At 51.7% G+C, this 22334-nt stretch carries 20 protein-coding genes and 1 tRNA gene; 14 read left to right on the top strand and 7 right to left on the bottom strand.

The genetic code is table 11. The features are described from left to right. The first annotated feature begins 79 nt into the window (after nucleotides 1-79). The 8 genes from HY394_04410 to HY394_04375 all read left to right on the top strand — a co-directional run bounded on the left by HY394_04410 (nucleotide 80) and on the right by HY394_04375 (nucleotide 9992). Nucleotides 80-2506, top strand: a complete 2427-nt coding sequence (locus HY394_04410) for a hypothetical protein (GenBank protein MBI4053254.1) — start codon at nucleotides 80-82, stop codon at nucleotides 2504-2506. Between the two features lie 83 nt (nucleotides 2507-2589). After that, entirely contained in the window at nucleotides 2590-4728 is a 2139-nt protein-coding gene (locus tag HY394_04405; GenBank protein ID MBI4053253.1) for a hypothetical protein, read from the top strand. A gap of 80 nt (nucleotides 4729-4808) precedes the next feature. Then, nucleotides 4809-5486: a PHP domain-containing protein gene (locus HY394_04400; GenBank protein MBI4053252.1), complete on the top strand. Its 678-nt coding sequence runs from the start codon at nucleotides 4809-4811 to the stop codon at nucleotides 5484-5486. Between the two features lie 6 nt (nucleotides 5487-5492). Further along, nucleotides 5493-5639 carry a hypothetical protein gene (locus HY394_04395; protein ID MBI4053251.1) on the top strand — a complete coding sequence of 49 codons (147 nt, stop codon included), beginning with the start codon at nucleotides 5493-5495 and terminating at the stop codon, nucleotides 5637-5639. 32 nt (nucleotides 5640-5671) lie between these two features. Continuing rightward, the gene (locus HY394_04390; GenBank protein MBI4053250.1) at nucleotides 5672-6307 is read left to right on the top strand and encodes a CDP-alcohol phosphatidyltransferase family protein; all 636 of its coding nucleotides are present in this window, start codon (nucleotides 5672-5674) and stop codon (nucleotides 6305-6307) included. Between the two features lie 19 nt (nucleotides 6308-6326). Further along, nucleotides 6327-7457 carry a glycosyltransferase family 4 protein gene (locus HY394_04385; GenBank protein MBI4053249.1) on the top strand — a complete coding sequence of 377 codons (1131 nt, stop codon included), beginning with the start codon at nucleotides 6327-6329 and terminating at the stop codon, nucleotides 7455-7457. A 16-nt stretch (nucleotides 7458-7473) separates the two neighbouring features. Further along, nucleotides 7474-8487 carry a hypothetical protein gene (locus HY394_04380; GenBank protein ID MBI4053248.1) on the top strand — a complete coding sequence of 338 codons (1014 nt, stop codon included), beginning with the start codon at nucleotides 7474-7476 and terminating at the stop codon, nucleotides 8485-8487. A 20-nt stretch (nucleotides 8488-8507) separates the two neighbouring features. Further along, nucleotides 8508-9992: a hypothetical protein gene (locus HY394_04375; GenBank protein ID MBI4053247.1), complete on the top strand. Its 1485-nt coding sequence runs from the start codon at nucleotides 8508-8510 to the stop codon at nucleotides 9990-9992. Here HY394_04375 and HY394_04370 read toward each other — a convergent pair. Further along, a complete protein-coding gene (locus tag HY394_04370; GenBank protein ID MBI4053246.1) occupies nucleotides 9978-11102 on the bottom strand; it encodes a glycosyltransferase family 4 protein in 1125 nt (374 codons plus the stop codon). The genes HY394_04375 and HY394_04370 overlap by 15 nt on opposite strands. Before the next feature lie 53 nt (nucleotides 11103-11155). Here HY394_04370 and HY394_04365 point away from each other — a divergent pair, with 53 nt between their 5' ends. Then, entirely contained in the window at nucleotides 11156-11488 is a 333-nt protein-coding gene (locus tag HY394_04365; protein ID MBI4053245.1) for a methionine--tRNA ligase, read from the top strand. Nucleotides 11489-11511: 23 nt separating this feature from the next. Here the strand turns inward: HY394_04365 and HY394_04360 are convergent, their stop codons facing one another. Continuing rightward, the gene (locus HY394_04360) at nucleotides 11512-12678 is read right to left on the bottom strand and encodes a TraB/GumN family protein (GenBank protein ID MBI4053244.1); all 1167 of its coding nucleotides are present in this window, start codon (nucleotides 12676-12678) and stop codon (nucleotides 11512-11514) included. A 57-nt stretch (nucleotides 12679-12735) separates the two neighbouring features. Further along, the gene (locus tag HY394_04355; GenBank protein MBI4053243.1) at nucleotides 12736-13014 is read right to left on the bottom strand and encodes a hypothetical protein; all 279 of its coding nucleotides are present in this window, start codon (nucleotides 13012-13014) and stop codon (nucleotides 12736-12738) included. 166 nt (nucleotides 13015-13180) lie between these two features. Here HY394_04355 and HY394_04350 point away from each other — a divergent pair, with 166 nt between their 5' ends. Together HY394_04350 and HY394_04345 are read left to right on the top strand one after the other, a co-directional pair. Further along, nucleotides 13181-15784, top strand: a complete 2604-nt coding sequence (locus HY394_04350; protein ID MBI4053242.1) for an ATP-dependent helicase — start codon at nucleotides 13181-13183, stop codon at nucleotides 15782-15784. Continuing rightward, nucleotides 15774-16535 (top strand): metallophosphoesterase, encoded by a 762-nt coding sequence (locus tag HY394_04345; GenBank protein MBI4053241.1) that lies wholly within the window; start codon nucleotides 15774-15776, stop codon nucleotides 16533-16535. Before HY394_04350 ends, HY394_04345 begins: the two co-directional genes overlap by 11 nt. Nucleotides 16536-16996: 461 nt before the next feature. Here HY394_04345 and HY394_04340 read toward each other — a convergent pair. Continuing rightward, nucleotides 16997-17107, bottom strand: a tRNA-Pro gene (locus tag HY394_04340). Between the two features lie 124 nt (nucleotides 17108-17231). On the opposite strand from HY394_04340, the gene HY394_04335 reads away from it, so the two are divergent. Beyond that, entirely contained in the window at nucleotides 17232-18866 is a 1635-nt protein-coding gene (locus HY394_04335) for a CTP synthase (GenBank protein ID MBI4053240.1), read from the top strand. 121 nt (nucleotides 18867-18987) lie between these two features. Here the strand turns inward: HY394_04335 and HY394_04330 are convergent, their stop codons facing one another. Next, nucleotides 18988-19437 carry a two pore domain potassium channel family protein gene (locus HY394_04330; protein ID MBI4053239.1) on the bottom strand — a complete coding sequence of 150 codons (450 nt, stop codon included), beginning with the start codon at nucleotides 19435-19437 and terminating at the stop codon, nucleotides 18988-18990. Between the two features lie 161 nt (nucleotides 19438-19598). Here HY394_04330 and HY394_04325 point away from each other — a divergent pair, with 161 nt between their 5' ends. Further along, on the top strand, nucleotides 19599-20564 hold the full coding sequence (locus HY394_04325; protein MBI4053238.1) for an ABC transporter ATP-binding protein: 966 nt from the start codon (nucleotides 19599-19601) through the stop codon (nucleotides 20562-20564). Then, nucleotides 20548-21378 carry an ABC transporter permease gene (locus HY394_04320; protein MBI4053237.1) on the top strand — a complete coding sequence of 277 codons (831 nt, stop codon included), beginning with the start codon at nucleotides 20548-20550 and terminating at the stop codon, nucleotides 21376-21378. Before HY394_04325 ends, HY394_04320 begins: the two co-directional genes overlap by 17 nt. Nucleotides 21379-21407: 29 nt before the next feature. Here HY394_04320 and HY394_04315 read toward each other — a convergent pair whose 3' ends face one another. Both HY394_04315 and HY394_04310 read right to left on the bottom strand, forming a co-directional pair. Beyond that, complete coding sequence (locus HY394_04315) at nucleotides 21408-21563, bottom strand: hypothetical protein (protein ID MBI4053236.1); 156 nt, start codon at nucleotides 21561-21563, stop codon at nucleotides 21408-21410. A gap of 354 nt (nucleotides 21564-21917) precedes the next feature. Beyond that, nucleotides 21918-22334 carry an Lrp/AsnC family transcriptional regulator gene (locus HY394_04310; GenBank protein ID MBI4053235.1) on the bottom strand — a complete coding sequence of 139 codons (417 nt, stop codon included), beginning with the start codon at nucleotides 22332-22334 and terminating at the stop codon, nucleotides 21918-21920.

The following is a 22334-nucleotide window of genomic DNA, read 5'->3' as shown; positions in this document are numbered from 1 at the left end:
AAACGGATAAATGGTTTAGCGGATGAAAAAAATGGTTTTTGGACAGGATGAAAATTTGGTTTTTGGACAAGGTGAAATTATGAAACGGTTTGCCTGGATTCTCGGAATAGTTTTCGTGCTTTTGTTCTGCTCCGCCGCGTTTGCCGCGCCATACTTCCTTGACAGGCAGCCTGTCGCTGACGCCTATTCAAACAACGCGCTTCAGCAGGTTTCGGTCAGGATAACCTCTGATTCGAACATTAACACTGGCCAGACCAGAATCAATGTCGAGGGAACCGATTACGCAATCGGCGATTCGCATGTTTCATGGAATGCGGGGACCATCATTTTTACTCCGACGGTTGCTTTCGCTGACAAGCAGGTTGTCAATGTAACCGTTTATTCCGCCGACACAGCCGGCAATTCCGACAATTCGAGCTGGGCTTTCACAATCGACCTTGTCCAGCCGAATGCAGTGAACGGTTTTTCCGCTTATGCGGACAACGGAAAGGTTTCGCTTTACTGGAGCGCCGCCTTTGACGAAACGGCAGGAATTGACCATTATATTTTGTACAAAGACACAAGCACGATTTCTGACACTGGCGCTGCGCGCGTTTCAAAAACGAATGTTTTCTCAACCGCCTTCACTGATTTCACGGTTGACAGGAACTCGACATATTATTACAAAGTTGCGGCAGTCGACAGAGCAGGCAATGTTTCCGTTGCATCCGGCGAAAAAAGCGTTTTCGTTCCGGATTCCTTCAACTTTTCCCAGCAGAGGGTTTCAATCGAGCCTTCTTTCAGGCAGGCTTCAATCGGCTCAAGGGATTCGCTCGGCCTCGGCTATGTTGTCAAGAACAATTCCGACACGCAGGCGTGCATCACGATTTCAGTCTCGCCTTACAGCCCGGTTTTCAGGTTTTCGGCTTCAAATGAAAGCTTCTGCCTCAATGCAGGCGAGCAGACGACAGTCACTGTCACTGCGACTTCGCTTGACGCCGCCCAAGGCACTTACGATTTCGAGGTTGTAGGCAGGCACAACTTCGGAGAGTCCAGGGCAATCCTTTCATTGAAAGTTGAAAGCACGGGCAATTCGATTGAGCTTGTCACTTTCAACAGGAACGTCTGCCTCGGCGACAATGCCGAATTGAGCGTTTTGGTGCGGAACACGTCTGGCTCTTTCGCGTCAATCGATTTGAGCGCTGACAGCTCGCTTTTCGTGCCGGTTGTTTCGCCGAAATCGCTTTTGCTCGGCCCGAACGAGGAAAGGTTTGTCACAGTCGAAGCGGCTTTGCCTTCCGCAATCAGCGAGGGCGAATACTTTGTCGATGTTTTCGCTGACTCCGGCTCTTTGAGGGTCAAGAAACGCGTTTATTTCAGGGCGGTTGACTGCGCAGTCGCCTCCAACCCCAAATTCAATCTTTCATTGTCGCCCGGCTGCTTTTCCGTCCAGAAAGGCAAATCTGCGATAATCCGTTTTTCGCTTGAAAGCCTGTCAGATTCCAGTCAGACAGTGGACCTTGCAACGGAATCCGGCCTTGTGGTCGGGCTTTCCGAACCCGTGTTTTTGCCGGCCAAGGAGACAAGGGTTTTCGACCTGAATGTTGTCGCAAGGAAATCAGACAAGACGGGGGCGCATGACATAGCATTGTTCGCCTGGTCCGGCGACTACAAGCAGAAGCGCACGACCTGCGTCAATGTCAGGGGCGTGCACGATTCTGCGTTCGAACTGCTCGGAAACGACATCGGGATTGCGCGTGAAACGAATGGGGTGTTTACCTTGCGCGTTTCCAATGACGGCGATTTCGACGAGCGCTACAACCTGCGCATTTCAAACCCGTACAGGGATATTTCAGTTGACACTTTGTCGCAGAGTTTCACCGTGAGGGCGCACGAGTCAAGGGACGTGTTCATCAGCGTTTCTGCGCTTGCAGACGCTGAACTCGGCAGGAGAAGCCTCACTTTGCGCGTCACTGGCGCGGACGAGTTTGTTTCAAGCATTTCATTTGTCGTAGTGGAATCCGCGGAGTCCGCTGAAGGCTTTTCCCTTTCGTCTTATCCCGGCCAGGCAAGGCTGAAGCAGGGCGAAGAGCAGAAGTTGGTGTTTTCTTTCAGGAACTCGCGCCAGGAAACCGTTGAAGGCGTTTCAACAAGGCTCATCGGCTTTCCTGACGGCGTAACCCTGGTTGCAGGCACCGTGGATGTTCTGCCCGGCCAGTCGAAAAACGTTGAAGCGGTTTTGCGCGTTTCATCGGACGTGAAGCCCGGCACTTACAATGGGACATTGCTTGTCAAGAACAGGGAATTCAATTTCTCGAAACCGTTCACTTTGTACGTTGAACAAGCTGTTTCGGCCCAAAATGGCGGAAATGGCGGCCAAAACGGCCCCTTTTCGGGCTTTTTCACTTTGGGCAGGGATGCAGTAATTGGTTTAATAGTTTTGCTTGCCCTGATAGTATTGATTGTTCTTCTGGCGGGCGCCTTGTCGCCCGGCAGGGATGAAATGCAGGTCTGGGTCAAAAGGTGATTTTTTTGTCTTATCCGAAAAAAGCTTTTTCTTTTCTCTTTTTTTCCTTTTTTGTCTTAAATCTTTTTTCGCAGGCACAGGCAGTGCAATTGACCGGCAACTTTTCCCTTGAAGCCAGCTGTTCAAGGCCGGCAGCGGTTGAATGGGACCTGATAAATGATTCTTCTTCGGCGCAGACTTTTGCGGTTTATGCTGAAGGGCCTTATGCCAACTGGGTCAATTCCAACGGCCAATGGATCGGCTCGAATCCGTTGCAAGTCAGGCTTGCCGCGGGGCAGGGAAAAACATTGTACTCGTTTGTCCACCCCCAAAGCTGCAAGACCAAGGCAGGAGCCTACGCCATAACCCTTTCCGTGAAGGGCACGGAGTCTGTTTCAAAGACCGTCACTGTGCGGGTTCTCGAGGAAGCCGGAATTTCCCTGAACCTTTCACCCGGCCGGCAGGATGCCGAAAAATGCGAAAGAAAGGAATACTCTGCGGAAGTTTCGAACAATTCCGGAAAAGACGAGTTCATTGAATTTTTGGTTGAAGGCCAGCCTTTGTCCTGGTTTTCCCTGAGCTCCAGCTCGTTCCTGTTGAAGCAGGGCGAAACAAAGACCCTGCAGTTTTCGGTCCAGGCGCCCTGCACTGAAAGCATTGGCGAAAAGCAGTTCATGGTCAGCACGAGGATCAGGGAATCCTCGATCCAGGCCAGCGTTTTCGGCTTTTACAACATTGTCGGCTCGCAGCCCACCGCAATCGATTTCAGCCAGGCGCTTTCCGGCGGAAAGATTGCGGCATGCAATGACAAGGAATCCGGGAAAACGATTGTTGTAAGGAATGTTTCCTCCAAGACCGACGAAGTGAAGGTCAGGGTTCTTTCTCCTGGCTGGGTGAGCGTTGACAATGCGCCTTTTTCCCTGGCTCCGGGCGAAAGCAAAAGCGTTTCCCTCAAATTCAGCCCGTCAGGCGAGGCCGAAGGCAGCTATGACCTTAAAGTCGAGGCTGTTTCATCCAGGTTCGCGTCAAGCCAGATTTTCACTTTGCCGATTGCGCTTGAAAACTGCCTTTCCCTGAAAGCGGAGGCTGTTTCACCGCAGTCAAGCTTCTGCCTCGGAAATCCCGGCGAATTGAGGTTCAGGGTTTCAAACAACGGCTCGCAAAACCTGAATGTCAAGGCAAGCGTTTCAGGCATTGCAGCAACAGTCAACCCGGAAACATTTGCGCTTTCAAGCAATTCGCAGAAAGAAGTTGCGGTTTCCCTTGATTTGGGCCAGGAAGTTAAAGGCAATAAAATCGTTGTCTTCAAGGCGGAAGCTGACGGTGTTGTCGTTCAGGAACGGCTTGGAGTAAGCGTTGAAAACTGCCTTGAGCTGGACGTGGACTTTTCAAGGGTTCCGGACAAGGCTTCGGTCGAGGCAAAGGAAAAGAACGTCTATCCTGTTATCGTGAAGAATCTCGGCTCCAAGGCGCAGAGCGTCAATGTTTCTGTGAGGGGGCCGGACTGGGTTTATTTCATTCCCGACTCATTTGAAATTTTGCCGCTCAAATCGCAGAGCGTTTTCGTTTACGTGGCACCGCCTTTCGAGACAAGGCCCGGCAATTATTCCACTGCGATCGTTGTTTCTTCCGACAGCGGCTTTACCGCCAGGAAGTCGGCTGATTTCAATGTTTCCGGCGGCCTTTATGTGCTTGGGTCAGGCGCGGATGAACGTGAGGAAAACGGCGCCGATGTGGGCTTAAGGCTCAGCGAAATAGTCGTCGAAGTCAGCTTCCAGAACGACTCCAATGATGCCATAACGGTTTTCGGCCTCAGCGCAGTCGGCTTTGACGCAAACTTCGACTTTGACGCCAATGCCCCTGCAATAGTGGGGCCTGACTCGGTTTTCACTTCGAACATGCGCGTTTCCCTTCCATCCGGAACGGATGCGGCGGACGTCAACATTCCAGTGCGGATAGTTACAAGCGACGGCAATTTCACAAGGAATTATTCCGTGCCGGGTTCGGCCAGGGAACGATTTTCCTCTGAAGACGAGAACAAGAGCGGCGTGTCCAGCCTGTCAGGCCTGTTTTCAGGCGAATCCGCGATTCTCATAGGCCTGCTTGTGCTTGTTGTTTTGGGTGTAGTCGGAATTTATTTCATGACCCCGGTTTCAAAGCCCAAGGCGGAAGAACCGGTTTCCGAACCTGAAGCCACGCAGAAAGAACCTAAAAAGAAGCCGGCGAAAAAGGCCAGGAAATAAGGCTTTGCAGAAACCCCTGTGGAAACCCCTTGCGGCTTCATTTATATTTTTTTTCTGTTTCTTTTATACTTGGTTTTCGCATGAAGCTTGACTTCCACGTGCATTCACGCTATTCGCCTGACGCCGGCACGCACGAAAAGCGGCTTGTCGAATTGGCAAAGGAAAAGGGCATTGCCTTCGCAATTTCCGACCACGACTGCTGTGATGCGTGGAAAAGCATTGCGGAGCACGCCAAAAAGCTTGGCGTTGCCGCCGTGCCCGGCGAGGAAATAATGGTTTTCGAGGGCAAAACCTTTCTTGGCGAAATCCTCGCTTCGTTCATGCTCGAACCCGTCAAATCCAACCAGCTTTTCGGGGTTTTGGACGAGCTGAAAAGCCAGGATGCGCTCATTTCGGTTTCCCACCCGTTCGACGGGTTGCGCAAACCCTTCAAAACAGCTTATTTGGAGCAAATAACGCGGAAAATCGATGCCATAGAGGGCTTTAATTCGCGCGTCCACTCGCAATCCTTCAATGAAATGGCGCAGGCATTCGCAAAAAAGCATGGCCTTGCCATGACGGCCGGCAGCGACGCCCACTTTCCGGAAGAGTTCGGCAGGGCCTACGCCCAAGCCGACACGGATTCCGTGGAAGAGTTCAAAAAGCTTGTCCGCAAAGGGAAAGCGACCTTGCACGGCAAAATCACGGGCTGGGGGCCGCACGTGAAAACGCAGTTTGCGAAAAGGGGTTTTCTGAAAGAGCCCGTGAAAAAGAATTGAACTGGTTTGGCAGACAGAGGGTTTGAGCGCAGCGAGAACCCTCAACTCGCACCAGCCGGGCGTTCGGCTCCGCACGTGAAAACGCAGTTTGCGAAAAGGGGTTTCCTGAAAGAGCCTGTCGGCAAGGGCGCGCGCAAAGAAGCCGGCAATTAACATTAAAATATGCTTTCGACCTTCATTCTTTCATGCTCGGCAAGCTGCGCCCGAAAGTTTCCCGCCTTACCCTCCTGCTGGCAAAGCCTTTCGCCTTGCTCGGCATTCATCCGAACATTGTCTCTTTTCTTGGCATTCCGCTTGCCGTGGTTTCGGCTTATTTTGCCTTGCAGCAGTCCCTTTTTCTTGCATTTCTTTTCGCCTTGCTCGCGGTTTCAACCGACCTGATTGACGGCAGCGTCGCAACCCTGCTGAAAAAGCGCTCCAATTTCGGCAACTATTTCGAGACAATGGTTGACAAAGGCGTGGAAATAATTCTCATCGCGCCGTTCGCCCTGTCATTTCCGCTCGCCGCGTTTTGCGCGGTTTCGCTTTCGCTCCTGGCAAGCTATGCCAAACCGAGAGTTGCCCTGGTCATAATCACGGATAACCGCGACTGGCCCGCAGTCGGCGAGCACGCGGAAAGGCTGCTGCTCCTGCTGGCGGGCCTGCTTGCCTCGGCTTTCGGCATTGCGTTCCTAGGTTTTGCCGCGATGGAAATCGCGCTTTGGCTTATTGCAATCATTTCGTTCATAGGTCTCCTGCAGAGAATGCTTTTCGCCCGCAAACTCATAATTGAAGCCGAAAAAAACGGCGCAATCCTGCCGTACCTGCAAAAGAAAAATTGAAGCAATTGATGTGTCCGACGTGAAAATAGCCTTCGTTTACGATTTGGTTTACCCTTTCTCCGTGGGCGGGAACGAAAAGCGTTTGCATTGCATTGCACAGGCATTGTCGGAAAAGCATGAAGTCCACGTTTTCGGAATGAAGTCCTGGCATGGAAACGCGGAACGGATGCAGGGAAAGGTTTTTTTGCACGGCGTTTCCGACGCTCCGCAAAACCTTTACTCTGAAAACGGCAGGCGGAAAATCCTGCCGTCAATGGCATTTTCCTTCCGCCTCTTTTTCGCTTTGCTCAGGCACGACTTTGATGTTTTGGAATGCCAGTCTTTTCCTTTCCTGCCATTGCTTTCCTGCAAGCTTGCGTGCGCATTGAAACGCAAAACCCTTGTGGTTTACTGGGTCGAGGCATGGCAGGATTATTGGAATGAATACCTCGGCGCGGCCGGCTTTTTAGGCAAATCCCTGGAAAAATTCTGCACAAGGCTTTCGCCTTACAACTTAGCGAATTCCGCGCACACAAAACGCAGGCTTGTCTCCCTGCTCGGCTTGAGGCCGGAAAAAATCAGGATAATTTCCCCGGCTGTCTGCGTGCCCGAAAGCTTTCCCCGCCCCGCGACAAGTTTTGACGTGGTTTTCGCAGGCCGGCTCATAGCGCACAAGAATCCGGGCCTGCTGATTGAAGCAATTGCAATCGCGTCAAGGAAAGCGCCCGGCATAAGCCTTGCAATGATCGGTTCCGGGCCGGAAAAGGAAAACGTCCAGGCAACAGCCGAAATGCTGGGCATGCAAAAAAACATCGCCTTCTTCGAAAACCTGCCGGAGCAATTGCTCTTCTCAATAGTCGCGAACGCAAAGGTTTTCGTTTTGCCGTCGGAACGCGAAGGCTTCGGCATGTCATGCCTGGAAGCAATGCATTTCGGGGTTCCCGCACTGACGCTTGATTCGCCGTTGAACGCGGCAAAGGAGCTTGTCGGCGAAAAGGAACTGGTGTGCAAAAAGGATGCAATAGACCTTGCCGGAAAAATCGTTTTCCTGCTCTCGCACGAGCGCGAAAGGAAAGCGCTTGGCCAAAAATCGGCGGAAAAAAGCCGTGCCTTTTCCCCCCGGAACATTCTCGGCCAATACGAAGATTTTTTTGCAGGTCTGCAAGAATAGCTTTAAGGCGGTTGGATTGAAGTCTGCGTCTGCGCAAGAAACCGTTTTCCTGGATTTTTTCGGCACCGCCTTTTCCGTTGAATGCCCGGAACAATTCGCTTCCTGGCTGAAGCACGATTTCAGCCTGTTTGTTGCAAAACCGCGCGACAATGTTTTCCTGTCATTCAAAATATCCGGGGAAACGCCGGGCGCAAAAACCGTTCCCGGGGCGGAAGCGGTTTTTTCGAACGCCGAATACTGCGTTTTCGATTCGCCCGGCATGAGGGCAATTGATTTTTTCGGCGAGGCATCCGCCTTCTGGGATTTCCGGAAAAAGGAAATCTCGTTTTTTTCCGCAAGCCAGGAAACGGCTTACGCCAGGTTTTACACTGCGCTTCTTGCAATCCTCGGCAGGGAGCTTGACCAAAAGGGAATGCACCGCATCCACTGTGCGGGCATTTCACGGGACGGAAACGCAATCCTTTTTTTGGGCGAGGCAGGAATGGGCAAGACCACGCTTGCACTGGACTGCCTTGAAAGCCCGTCCATGAAACTTCTGTCTGACGAAATAGTTTTTGTCGGCCCGGGGCTTGAAGCCTTTCCGTTCCTCACACGGATCGGAATTCGCAGGAATTCTTTTGCGGGCAATTTCCCACAACGGTTTTTGCGCGGAATTAGCCTGCCGAACGGCTCGCAGAAAATCCTTGTTTCGGCGCTGGCATTCAAGGCAAAGGTTTCAGGCCCGGCAAAAGTCTCCAAAATCGTCCTGCTGCGCCGCAACCTTTCGCAGGAATCCTTTGTGAAGCCCGCGGGAAAGCTTTCGGTTTTCTGGTGGCTTTTCAGGAAAAGCGTTTTCGGCTCGGAGCTCGTGCAGGAACCCGCATACTTTTATTTTCCGGGCCTGCGGCAAGGCATTTCCATGCTCAAAGTTTACGTTTCCCGCTTCTTTCTTGCGCTCAGGCTCTGCCTGTTCAGAAAATGCGTTGTTTTTTCCGCCGGCTCGGACAGGAAGATGGCGCTTGAAAAAATCGAGTCGCTGTTTGAAAGTTAGTTTGGTTTTATGGTGCCTTCATGCTCTGGATTCTTAAACGCATTTTTGCGGCATGGCACGATTTCATCCGCCTGTTCCTGGTGAAAACGAATGGCATCTGGCCGTTCTCGTTTCTGAACAAAAAATATTATTCGCTGTGCACCCGCCTTTTCGTTTTCCTGGTCGCCGGGCCGCAGGTCGAATCAGTCTATCTCTATTACGGCATGGGCGGCAGGGGCTGGTTTCCCGGGGACAGCGACATCGACTTCCTGGTCGTCCTGAAGGAAATGCCTGCAAAGGCTTTTGCAGAATTCCAGAAGGGCTTTTTTTTCAGGTTCGGCCTCCTTTCGTTTTTTTTCCCGATGCTCGAAGTGCCGGCCTTCGCTTCCGCAAAAATGCTTTCTGACACGGAAAACTTTTCAAGGGTATTCGACTCGGCCGTACATACCGGCGCGACGTGGCATTGCGTGCACGGCAAAAGCTTCGCAATCGCAAAGCTGGAAAAGCCCTTCATGCCTTTCAGCCACAAGTTCGGGTTCTGGCACGAAAAGCTGTTCCTCAAATACTTTTTCGCCGACGATTTTTCAAAGCAGATTTTTGCCAGGAAATACTTCAAAATCTGCAAAAACATTTCATCTTTCCTGCACCGCTATGAAGGGCTTTCCGGCGGGCTGCCGGAAATTGCCGGAGCTGAAAACAGCGCACTGGCGATTGAAAAAAGCGGTTTTTGGATCGAACGGCCGGGGCAGTTCCTGCCGAAAACATTCCATTCCATTGCTTCGGCGTACACCGCCTTTTATTCGGCGATGCTGAAAAGGCATGCCGGAAAAGCGGCAAAAGTGAAAAAAAGTTTTTTTCCTGCGTCCGCAGGGGGCGGTCTTGCCGGAAAAGTTTTCCTGCCGGCCGGGTCAAGGGTTTTCGTTGTGCCTGAAGCATTCAATGCGGAAAAGCAGGCGGTTGTTTTCGTTCTGCCCGACAAAGTTTCTGCGCCGGACTTTGAAAGGTTCTGCCTGTCGCTGAAGGAAAACTTCCCGCTTTTCCGGAAGTCCGGGGTTTCCGTCCTGACGGAAAGCTGGCTTTGCGGGGAGCTTTTCTTCCTGCCGCACACGGATCCGTTTGCATTGCAGAATTTCATTGAAAACGCCGTTCTTGTTTCAGGCGAAGCGAAGGAATTCGTTTTTTTGTGCCCGCCCGATGGCTGGGTCAAGGCAAAATGCAGGGAATTCCTTTTCTTCCACAAAACTTTCATCCTGCCGCGCGCGTTCATCAGAATGGTTTTCAGGAAGCGCCCGGCGGAGGAGGCAACGCTTTTCTTCGAGGCCCTTGCATCAAGGGTTTTCCTCGAAACCGGGGATGTGTTGCTTGAACCAAAGCGTCTTATGCAGGCGGCATCCCGTCAGGGGGCTTTCCGGGGGCGGGGCATGGCTTTCGCGGAATCATTTGGCAAAATTGCCTTTCGCGTGCCCGAAAGCGCGGAAGAAGCCGAACGCATTTTCAGCGAAACAGCAGAACTATTTTTGCCCTGATGCAAGGGCTTTTCGCGCGGCTTCAATCGTTTTTTGGCAGCAGTCTTTCCAGCCGAACTTTTTTGCGCGCGAAACGCCTTTTTCCGACAGGCGTTTCCGCAGCCCTGCGTCCGCAAGGATTTTTTTCATGGCAAAGGCAATCTCTTCAGGCCTGCCGTCATTCACAAAGACCGCCGCGTTCCCGCAGACTTCCGGCATGGAAGTGTTGTCTGCCGCAATGACCGGCGTTCCGGATGCCATTGCCTCAAGCAAAGGCAGGCCGAACCCTTCGTAATGGCTCACGTAAACAAGCGCTTTCGCCGAACGGTAAAATAGCAGAAGCTCTTCATCGTCTGCATAGCCGAAAAATTTCACTTTTCCATGCACGCCGGATGCCAGGGCCTTCCGCCTGATTTCCGCGGCGCCGAAGCCGTCCTTGCCCACAACCGCCAGAAAACATTCGATGCCGTTCCCGGAAAGGATTTCCATTGCGCGGAAAACGCTTTCAAGGTTTTTCCTTTTTTCAACCGTGCCCACGCAGACAAAGGCGTTTTCCGGAAAGCCTTTCGATTTCCTGAATTCCGCAACGCGTTTTTCAGGAATTTTTTCAAAAAATTTTTTGTCGATGCCGTGGTGCACGCAGAAAACCTTTTGCGGCGGCAGGCCAAGGCGGCCAACAGCCTCTTTCCTGGCCGATTCTGACGGCGTTATCACGGCATCCGCCTTTTTCGCCGAATACCTTATCATTCCGCGGAACAGCGCGTTTGTCGAGTCAAAGAACTGCGGCGCGGCGAACATGTTCGCGTCATGGAACACTGCGACCGATTTGCACGGCAAAAAATACGGGCGCACGTAGTTCGGCGAAATGAGCACGTCGATTTTGTCTTTCGCGGCCAGGAACGGCAGGACAACGTTCAGCCACTTGAAGTAGAGTATTTTCCTCAGCAACCCGTTCCTGATTTTTGAAAAATTGAAAACCGAGTTTTCCCTGGGCCGGTACTCGACGATTTCAATGCCGCTGCCTTCGTCTTCGGCCGCGGCTTTTTTGAGCTCTTCAATCAGCCTCAAAGCATAGTTCGCTATTCCTGTTTTCCTGTCAAGGTTGAAGTAGGCTTCAACGCCGATGCGCATAGCATTTTTGATTGTCAGACGTGTTTTAAAGTTTGCTTCCCACATTTATTCCGGTGGTTTTGTTGGTGGTTTCTTTCGGCGAATTCGGGAAAATCGAGCTGAAGGTTGGGCAGATACTCTCAGTTGAAGACGTTGAAGGCAAGGACCGGCTGTTCAAGCTGCGCGTTGACATCGGAACCGAAATAACGCTTGTCGCGGGCCTCAAACAGTTTTATTCCGGGGAAGAACTGCTGGGCAGGAAAATAATCGTCGTAGCAAACCTTGCGCCCGCAAAAATCGGCGGCATCGAAAGCCAGGGCATGCTTTTGGCGGCGAAAGGCAATGACGGAAAATACATGCTTGCCACGATTGATGCAAGCGTTGCGAACGGCACTCTCCTTGAGTGAGTTTTCAGGTTTGGCTGTTTTTTTCAGCCGAACAGCGAGACAATCGCCGGCAATGCGATTATGACTCCGATTGTCGCGCCGATGTTTGCGTAAGCCGTAACGATGAGTATGCGCGTCACCCTGTTCGAATAGAAGTCGCTGAAAGAGTTGATGCTGTTCAGGCCCTCGAAGTCCCTGACTTTCGGAGCGTTGAATTTTGCTTCCACTGCGCCGGCAAACCATCCTGATGCGAGCAACGGGTGCAATGTTGTTATGGGCGAGGCCAGGAACGCGGTCGCGATTGACGCGGGGTGGCCTCTTGCCAGAATCACTCCGAGCGCGGAAAAGCCGCCGGTTACGAGAATCCAGTATGCAAGTATCTGCAGTGTCGTGCCAGGGCCCTTGAGTAAAAAGCCGGCGCCGAGCAATGCGATGAACAATGCGGGAATTGCGAATTTCAGGAATCCAAGCCGGCTTTTTTTCTCTTCAATGCGGTTTATGCCTGAAACGTCCCTGCGCCTGTCCAAAAGCCTTTTGATGCCCGCCATGTGGCCCTTTCCGACAACCGCAACAATTTTTTTTCCCGGCGCGTCAAGAATGCGGTTTGCAATGAACAAATCCCTTTCGTCCACGAGCACTTCCTTTACCGAAGGCAGTTCCCTTGAAAGCTCGGATATGAGCTTGTTCATGACGTCCTCGTTTTTGAGTTCTTCAACAGTGTCGGCGGTTATTTCGGGGTGCTCGGAAAAAATCCCGGAAATGACCGACACGCCCAGCCTGAATTTTTCCTTCAGGCTCATCCGGTCCATCGCCCTTTTCAGGGTTATTTTCACGCTGCGGTCAAGCAATTGCACGGGCACGCCGCCTTTTTCAGCGAGGCCGATGGCTTCAATCATTTCCTCGCCGGGCGTCACTCCGATCTGCTGGCCCAGCTTGCGCTGCATGTTTGAAAGCAGTATGTTCAGCAGCAGAAGGTAGGTTTTGCCTTCCTTTATGAGCTGGAACAGGTCCATTTCCCTCCACTTGGCACCGGATTTGAGCTGGAAAAACCTTTCGGCGTCAAGCTCGACGCCAATCACGTCAGGCTTTTCCTCTTCAATGGTTTTTGCAACCAGTTCCGCGCTTTTCCTGCTGATGTGCGCCGTGCCCACCAGGACAATTTCCCTGCCCTCAAAAAAAAGCCTTTCAATGTCGGAGGAAGCGGAAAGCATCGAACAAATCAACCCCGAAAAGGAATAAAAAAGGCTATTGTTTGCGGAGGCAGAATGCTAACGTTTGCCGCCTTTGCCTTTTTCCGGGCTTGGCCAGCCGGACTGGCGTTCCATCCGCGCGTGGAATTCGCCGAGTGTTTCACTTGTTTGCCTTTCCAGGTTGTCGCGCGCGGTTGCATTGATTATTCTCCTTGACGCCATGGGTCCAATCCCTGCTTTTGGCAGGACACCTTCGGCATGCAGCCGCTCCCTTTCTGCAAGCCTTCGGCGCGCTTCCCGTTGGTCCCTGAACCGCAAGGGAACAGAACGCTTTCCGCCGGCGCGCCTTAAAGCCATACAACAACACTCCTTTTTTTACAATAAAAACTTTTGCCGCATTCTTAAAGACTTTTTAACCTTTCCCAAGGCATTAATTGTATTGCCGTCTTTTCGTTGTTTTGTTTTTTCGGCTTTTCGGCAGCCGGTTTCAGGTTTTGCCTTAAATCTTGAAGTGGTTTTTTTCATGGTTGAATTGCAGACGCAGGGTTACACCGACTCGCAGTTGTTCAATCTGCTCAATCCGCTGCTTGGCGGATGGTTCAAGGCGAGGTTCAAGTCTTTTACCGAGCCGCAGCGCTTTGCCATTCCAAACATCCATTTTAAGGAAAACACTCTCATCAGCGCCCCGACCGGAACAGGCAAAACCCTCGCCGCATTCTCCGCGGTGCTGAGCGAACTCATAACCTTGTCCGAACAGGGAAACCTTGAGGACAAGGTTTACTGCGTTTACATTTCACCACTTCGGGCACTCTCGAATGACATCGAGAAAAACCTCGACGAGCCGCTCGAAGAAATCGAAAAGGTCGCAAAAAAAATCGGGAAGAAACTGGACATCCGGGTTGCGGTGCGAACCGGCGACACTCCAACCTCCGAACGGCAGAGGATGCTGCGGAAGCCGCCGCACATTCTCATTACCACGCCGGAATCATTGTCCATACTTCTGACCTCGCCGAAATTCGTTGAAAACCTGAAAGGCGTGCAGTGGTGCATTGTCGACGAAATCCATGCCCTTGCTTCAAGCAAGCGCGGCGTGCACCTCTCTCTTGCGCTTGAACGCCTGCAAATGCTCAGCCCGGAAACTACAAGGGTGGGATTGAGCGCCACTATCGCGCCGCTGGATGAAGTGGCAAAGTTTCTGGTGGGCATGGAAAACGAAAAGACTGCAAGGAAGTGCAAAATCGTCGACGTTTCTTTCCTGAAAGAGTTTGATTTGCAGGTTGTCTCTCCTCTCCCGGACTTCATCGACGTTTCGCAGAAGCATACAAACGAGGCCCTGTATGAAACCCTGCACAAAATGGTTTCCTCGCACAAGACGACGCTGGTTTTCACCAACACGCGTTCGGCGACCGAGCGTGTGGTGCACAACCTCAAAGACAAGTTTCCGAAAGACTATTCCTCGGGCAACCTTGAAGCGCATCATTCTTCCTTGAGCAGGGAACACAGGCTGAATGTTGAAAACCGCCTGAAGGAAGGCAGGCTGAAATGCGTTGTCTCCTCAACCAGCCTTGAATTGGGCATCGACATCGGCTTCATAGACCTTGTCGTATTGCTGGGTTCTCCGAAATCAATCGCCCGCGCTTTGCAGAGAATGGGCCGGGCTGGCCATCAATTGCATGCGCGCGTCGAAGGCAGAATCATTGTGCTTGACAGGGATGACCTTGTCGAATGCGCAGTTCTCCTGAAGGATGCCCTTGAAAGGAAAATTGACCGCATTGACGTTCCGCAAAACTGCCTTGACGTGCTGGCACAGCAGATTTTCGGTTTTGCGGTCGCGGAACAAATCCACGAGAAGGAATTGTTCAACACGATCCGGAAAAGCTACTGCTATCACGGCCTTTCAAAAGCAGACTTCGACGAGGTCGTTTTGTACCTCGCCGGCCATTACGCGTCATTGGAGACCAGGCACGTTTACGCGAAAATCTGGCTTGACGAAAAAACCGGCATGATCGGAAGGAGGGGCAGGCTGGCGCGCGTGCTGTACATGACGAACGTTGGCACGATTCCGGACGAGGCGCGCGTCGAAGTCAAGCTCGGCGAGCACAAGATCGGGACCATTGACGAAATTTTTTTGGAGCGCCTCAACAAGGGCGACGTTTTCGTTTTGGGCGGGCAGAGCTACGTCTTCAAGTTCAGCAGGGGCATGACGTGCCAGGTTGAAACTGCACATCAGCGCCCGCCCACCGTGCCGAGCTGGTTTTCCGAAATGCTCCCGCTTTCATTCGACCTAGGTCTTGACATCCAGAAATTCAGGCGCCTCATGGAGGAAAAACTGCGGGCCAAAACCCCGAAAAAAGAGTTGCTGGCCTTCCTTCAAAGGCACCTTTTCATCGACGCCAAGTCAGCCAACGCAATCCACAGTTATTTCCGCGAGCAATGGCTTTATTCCAAGGAAATACCGAACGACAAAAAGCTTGTAGTCGAGCATTTCACTGACGCCGAGGGCAAGCGCTTTGTGATTTTCCATTCGACTTTCGGCAGGCGCGTGAACGATGCGCTTGGAAGGGCGTTCGCCTACCTTTGCGGCAGGCTCACGCACAAGGACATCGAAATAACGCTTAACGACAACGGCTTCATGCTTTCCGCAGACAAGGTGCCGGTCCAGCAGATTTTTTCCCTGCTCAAAAAGAATTCCGTGCGCGACATCCTGAACATTGCGGTTGAAAAGACCGAGGTTTTCAAGCGCCGCTTCCGCCATTGCGCCACGCGCTCCCTGATGATTCTGCGCAATTACAGGGGCAGGACAAAGTCAGTTGGCCGGCAGCAGATGGGCTCCTTCCTTCTGCTGAACGCCGTGAGAAGGGTTTCGGAAAACTTTCCAATCCTAAAGGAAACGAGGCGCGAGATAATGGAGGATTTGATGGACGTGAAAAGCGCGCAAATCGTGGCGGACCTGATAAACGACGGCAAAATAACCGTCGTTGAAATTCATTCAAGCGGCGCGCCGTCGCCTTTTGCGTTCAACCTTTTCGCTGAAGGATATGCGGACATAATGCGCATGGAAGGCAGGATAGAATTCATAAAAAGAATGCACCTGAAAGTGCTGGAGCGCATCGGAAATGAAAACTGATGAATTGCCCGGTAGAAAGGACAGCGATGACAGCGTTATTCTGCCGGGCCTGAGGCTTTTTGGTTTGGGGCTGTTTTTCGAAAAAACCAAAACCCTGGCTCTCGCGGACTTCCACCTCGGTTTCGAGGAAACTCTCAACCGGAGCGGCATGCTTGTGCCGCGCACGAACTTTGCGGCGATAAGAAATCATTTGGCGGAAAAGGTTTTTTCCGCTTGCAGGCCGGAGCGCATAGTCGTTCTCGGCGACTTGAAGCACGAGTTCGGCGCGCCTTCACGGCAGGAATGGCAGGAAGCCTTTGCAATGCTCGAATTGCTTTCCATGCATTGCAATGAGATAATCCTGCTGCGCGGCAACCACGACAGGGTTCTGGCACCGATAGCCGAATGGAAAAACCTCACAATCCTGGAAAACGGCTTTTTTTCGGAGCCGGACAAAACGCTTTTCCTGCACGGCGACAAGATAGTCAGAAATAAAGCATTCGCGACAGCCGAAACGATTGCGATCGGCCACGAGCATCCCGCTGTTTCAATCCGCGAAGGCGTGAAAAAGGAGCAGTTCAAGTGCTTCCTCAAGGGAAAATTTGAAGGCAAAAACCTGGTCGTTCTGCCTTCCCTGAACCAGCTGAACATTGGCACGGATTTGACGCGGGAAAAAACATTGTCGCCTTTCCTCAAACAGGACCTAAGCGGCTTTGAGGTCTGGGCGGTGGAAGACAAGCCATACTATTTCGGAAAGCTGAACAATCTTTAGGGCCGTCGCAGGCCAGCCAATTATGCCGACGGCTGTCCGTCCTTTGTGAACGAATGCAGTCCGGTTTTTAGTTAATCTTTTTTTCGTCTTGGAAATCCCTGCGAATCCAGTTCAAAAACGTGTTCCGGATTCCGGACGCAGGTATACGTGCCATCGTCTTTTACGAGCCGCACCGTTGTATAGCTGACAGCATAGCATTTAGGACAGAAGTAACCCATGATTCCATCTCCTTTGAGTAGAAGCTATCAGCCATGCGGCGGTTTCAATAGGTGGTGAGCTTCATCGCCAATATTGATACTGCTATATCCCTTGAACAATTTTAATAAGTATCCTTGCCGTTGCTGAAAACAGTTTTCTGGGCGCTTGGTTTTCGAGTGGATGAGCTTCAGATCTTTGCTACTGAGTACTTGGCGGTTCACGTGTGAACCGCCTTAGTTTCGGTCACGCGGACGAAAACGCGTTGGGACGGAGGAGATTTGAACTCCTGTCGCAGCCTCGTTCGAACACTTTCAACAAAAATTCATCAAAAGGTTTCCCGAAGGCTGTATCCTACCAAGCTAGACTACCGCCCCAAATTTTTCGGGTGCCGACGCCGAACTAAATCATTTTTCCCGGCAAAGGTTTAAATAACAAAACCAACCTAATATTCGTCTGATTTTCCAAGTCATTTTGTTTGATTTTTTGGGTTGGTTTTAGTTGTCAGACAGGGCAAAATTCGTTGTTGTGACGGGCGGTGTCATTTCCGGCCTGGGCAAGGGCGTTGTCACTGCATCGCTTGCCAATCTCATCCAGGCGCAGGGCTTCAATGTTTCCATTGTCAAAATCGACCCTTACCTGAACGTTGACGCGGGCACTATGCGGCCGACCGAGCACGGCGAAGTTTTTGTCACTGGCGACGGCGGCGAAACCGATCAGGACATCGGCACTTATGAAAGGTTTTTGGGCAAGGACCTGTCGAAAAGGCATAACATCACGACCGGCCAGGTTTATCTGTCAGTCATAGGAAAGGAGCGCAACCTGGAATTTGACGGCAAGTGCGTGGAAGTCATTCCGCATATTCCGCAGGAAGTGCAGAGGCGCCTGATGCAGGTCGCAAAGGAAGACGATGCCGATTTTGTCCTGGTTGAAATCGGCGGAACCGTAGGCGACTACCAGAACGTGCTGTTTTTGGAGGCCGTCAGGGAAATGCACCTGAAGGGACTGCCCGTCGTTTTTGTCCATGTTGTTTATCTGCCGGTTCCCCTGAATCTGGGGGAAATGAAAACAAAGCCTGCCCAGCATTCCGTGAGGGAACTCAACAGCGTCGGAATCCAGCCGGATTTTGTCGTCTGCCGGTCGGAGAAGCCGATTGATTCAGTGAGAAGGGAAAAGATTTCATTGTTCTGCAACACTTTGCCGGAAAACGTCATTTCCGCGCCGAACCTGAAATCGGTTTACGAGGAACCGCTGGTTTTTGAGGAACAGACTTTCGTCAGCAAAATACTGCTGAGGTTCGGGAAAAAATACCGGCCGGGGGCAAAGGCGATGTCAGAATGGCGCGGTTTCGTGAAGCGCGTCCTTGACGCCCCGAAAAAGGTGCGCATCGGCATTGTAGGCAAGTACTTTGACATCGGCGATTTCACTTTGGAGGATTCCTACATTTCCGTCATTGAAGCGGTCAAGCATGCCGCCGCGGCAAACAACTGCAAAGCGGAAATAGTCTGGATTGACTCCAAGCGATTTGAAAAGGAACCTTCAACGCTTGCTGAACTGAAACAGTTTGACGGCATTATTGTGCCGGGCGGTTTTGGCAGCAGCGGCGTCGAGGGAAAAATTTCCGCAATCAGGTTCTGCAGGGAAAACGGCGTGCCGTTTCTGGGCCTGTGCTATGGCCTTCAGCTTGCGGTCATAGAGTTTGCCAGGACCGTCTGTGCAATGCCGGGCGCGAACACGACTGAAATTGACCCGAACACCAAGTTTCCGGTCATAGACATAATGCCGGAGCAGAAGACCCTGCTTGAAAAAAGGGATTATGGGGCGACGATGCGCCTTGGCGCCTATCCCGCAAAGCTGAAAAAAGGTTCGGCTGTCTGGGAGCTTTACTCCAAAAAGGAAACCGTCGAGGAAAGGCACAGGCACAGGTTTGAAGTGAACCCCGAATTCGTGGAAACCCTCGAAAGGCACGGCCTGCTTTTTTCCGGAGTTTCGCCGGACCGCAAACTCATGGAATTTTTGGAACTGCCGAAGCACAGGTTTTTCATGGCGACCCAGTCGCATCCGGAGTTCACGTCCAAGCCACTGCGGCCCAATCCGCTTTACCTGGGCTTTGTCTCCGCCTGCCTGAAAAAATAGGCCTTTTTCCGGCTGTCTGATGGGGATTTTTGTTTTTTTAGCCGGGCAGAGCCTGTTGCAGGTTTTTTTGATTCGCAGCGAAGCCTGCCGTGAGACCTGTTTTGTTTCAGCTTCTGCCGGTTCAGTTGTAGATTTTCTTTTTACCCGGCTTGCGCGTTTCAGCCCTTTCCTTGAGGCGGTCTTCCATGTTTCTGACCCCGTCGAAGACTTTTGTGCGGACGCCGAAAATGCTTTTTTCGAGGCGGTTGTACTGCTCGAATTCCGTTTTTTCGATTACGGATTGTGCTACAATGGAAAGCGCAAAGAGCACTATGCCAACCCCAAGCAAGGCATATACGACCGTAAAAAGCCTGCTCGCATCGTTTGTCGGATGGATGTCGCCATAGCCGATCGTGGTCACGGTTGCCGTTGAAAAGTAAAGGGATTCCACAAAGGACCATCCCTCAAGGTAATGGTATGCGAAGGTTCCGATTGTGAGCCAGACGAGGATGATAAAGATTGCCTGGCCGGCGCGAATCCTCTGCTTGACCTTGATTCTGGTTGTTTCCTGGTTGAATTCTTTTTCGTCCATGCAATCACATTTTGCTGAATGCAGCAACCCAGCATATTAGCTGCAAACTCATATTTAAATTTTTAAGGCATTTTTGCCTGTTTTGGCTTTTTTTCGCCGGCATGCGATTCCTGAATAAAACTATTTAAACCAGTTAGCCCTATTTTTGTTGTGATTCCGGTTTGAAGGCGCCTTACCTGACAGTCCGCAACGTCTCCAAGGTTTACAAGTTCAAGCAGACGAGCAAGGACTTTTTTTCCGATTTTTTTCTGCCAAGCTACCAGTCATTCAGGGCGCTTGACGACGTGTCATTTGAGGTGAAGGCTGGGGAAAAGCTCGGCCTTCTCGGCCCGAATGGCGCGGGAAAGACAACGCTCATGAAATGCCTGTGCGGCCTGACAAACCCGAATGAAGGCACAATACTCATTGACGGGAAGCCTGTTGACTCGATGCTCAGCTCTCTGGGGGTCATGCTGTCCAATTCCCTCATCTATCACCGCCTGACCGGCTATGACAACCTGAAATTTTTTGCGCAGCTTTACGGCATCAGGAACTACCGGAAGAAGATTGCCTCGCTTGCGGAATTTTTCGGCATTGCAGAGTGGATTGACAACTATGTCGAAAACTATTCGCTCGGAATGAAGTCGAAGCTTGCCATGGCAAGGGCCATGATCAACGACCCCGAGCTTCTGCTGCTTGACGAGCCTTCGCTTGGCCTGGACCCGCACAGCGCGACCATACTGCGCAAGAAAATAAAATCCCTGGAAAAGACAGTGATAATCACCACGCACTACATGGAAGAAGCCGAGGAACTGTGCGACAGAGTGGCAATCCTCCACAAGGGAAGGATTATCGCCATTGATTCCGTCGGCGAGCTCAAAAAGCTTGTCGAAAAGGATGTCGTGATTGAAGTGGTTGTTTTCGGCGATGATACCGCGCTCTTGAAGGAACTGAAGCAGGCGCCGTTCGTGCAGTCCGTGCTGCATTCGCGGCACGGCTTCAGGATTTTTTTGAAGGACAAGGCGGCGCTTTCCGAACTGCTGTCCGTTCTGGGCAAATTCGAAGTTGCGAGGATTTCCGAGGAGGCGCCGACGCTTTCCGACGTTTTCCTCAAGCTTACCGGTGGGATTGATGAAAATATTATTTGACTCGATGGCAATAGCTGAAAAGGAGCTCAAGCTGAATTTCAGGTACAAGTGGGCGTTTTTCATCTCAAACCTGCTGAACCCGCTGCTCCGCGCCGGGCCGTTCCTTCTGGTCTACTACGGCTTTTTTGCCCTGGCCGGCAATTCCCTCTCGATCGGCGAGGTTTCAAGCTCGAGCTTTGTCGTTTTTCTCCTGCTCGGCATTCTCGTGGATATTTTCCTGCATTCCGGCCTGACGGTTTTTTCCGACAATTTTCTCAGGGAAAAATTCTGGCAGACGATCCACGGCTTCCTTTTGGCCCCGACGCACAAGCTTTCCCTTGTCATAGGCGTGGGCATAAGCCAGCTTGTCGCGATTTTTCCGACAATGCTGCTTTTCCTGCTTATCACTTTCATTTGGCAGCCGGTTTCGCCGCTTGTGCTTGTTTTCAGCCTGCTCGTTTTGGCGGGCGCGTTCCTGATTGCATTGGGCGTGGGCCTGCTTTTGGGTTCCGCAGCGCTGTTCAACGAGAACTTCGTGCCCATATTCGGTTACCTGCGCGTTATCTGGGTTTTCTTTTCGTGCTTTTATTATTCCATTGATGTGCTCAAATTTTCGGTGTGGGGTTTTTTGGTCGACCTAAGGCTCATAGCCGAACTCAACCCGATTTATCAGGCGGTAACGATAATCAGGGCTGTGTGGGTGCACGGTTTCGACTACTCATTCCAGCTTTTGCCGCAGTTCGCCTACTTTCTGGCTTTTGTCATAGCCGTGCCGCTCGTGTCAGTTTTCATTTTCCGCAAGCTGTTCAAGCGCTTTGACATCGAAGGCTATTGAAGAGAAAGTCCGGGGTTTTTTTGGGCGGCTCAGCCTTTTATGAAAATCAGTATTGCCAGGCCGACGAGGATGTAAGTAATATACGGGTCTATTATGGCAACCGGCTCCGGCAGGACAGCAAGATACTTTCCCACGGCCATGCCCAAAAGAAGCATTCCAACCATGTGACCGTTGTCAGACACCATTTTTCACTATTAAAGCAAACGCTTTTGGGCTTTAAATTCCTTTTGCCGCCGTCATCGCCCGGCGAGTGCGAAACTAAGGCGTATCACTGTTGTGATACGCCGAGTAAGCAACATTAAGATTTCGGGGCGTGCGGGGGTAAAAGCCCTGAACTCAAATCTTTTGCGTTCCGAGGCAGTTGGGGTATGCCTGGCAGCCCCAGATGACCCGAACTTTCCCTGCCGCAGGGACATGGGCGCGCCGCACGCCCCGCAGCTTGGCCGGAAATGTCTTTTTTGGCGTGCCTTGCGCACACGGGACCTTTTTGGCGTTGAGCTTCGTGGCGCTCCCGCCGCAGGCCGCGCACTTCATCAAAATCAGCTTTTTTCAATTATCGTGAACGACTGCGTGTCAAGAACCCCGCGGAAATCGCGGATTTTGTCTATGAGAATGTTCATTGCCTTGGCGTTTTCGGCCTGGCAGATGCAGATGATGTCGAACGCGCCCGTCACTTCCATGACAGAGCTGGCTTCGGTTTTCATTTTCCTGAGCTTTTCGACGACTCCCTTTGTTTCTTTCGGCTCGCATTTTATGCAGACGACTGTTTCAAACTCTATCTGGGTGTCAAGCTGGAGAGTAAACTTCCGTATAACGGCGTTTTTTTCAAGGCGCTTCACGCGTTTGCGGATTGTGCCCTCGGAACAGCCGAGCTTTCTTGCCAGTGACAGGAAAGGCGTTCTTGCATTGGCTTTGAGCGCGAAAATTATCTGCCTGTCCAGTTCGTCAATGCGCAT

It is taken from the genome of Candidatus Diapherotrites archaeon, assembly GCA_016205145.1.
Classification (GTDB): domain Archaea; phylum Iainarchaeota; class Iainarchaeia; order Iainarchaeales; family JACQJH01; genus JACQJH01.
This window is presented reverse-complemented; position numbering and strand designations above follow the sequence as displayed.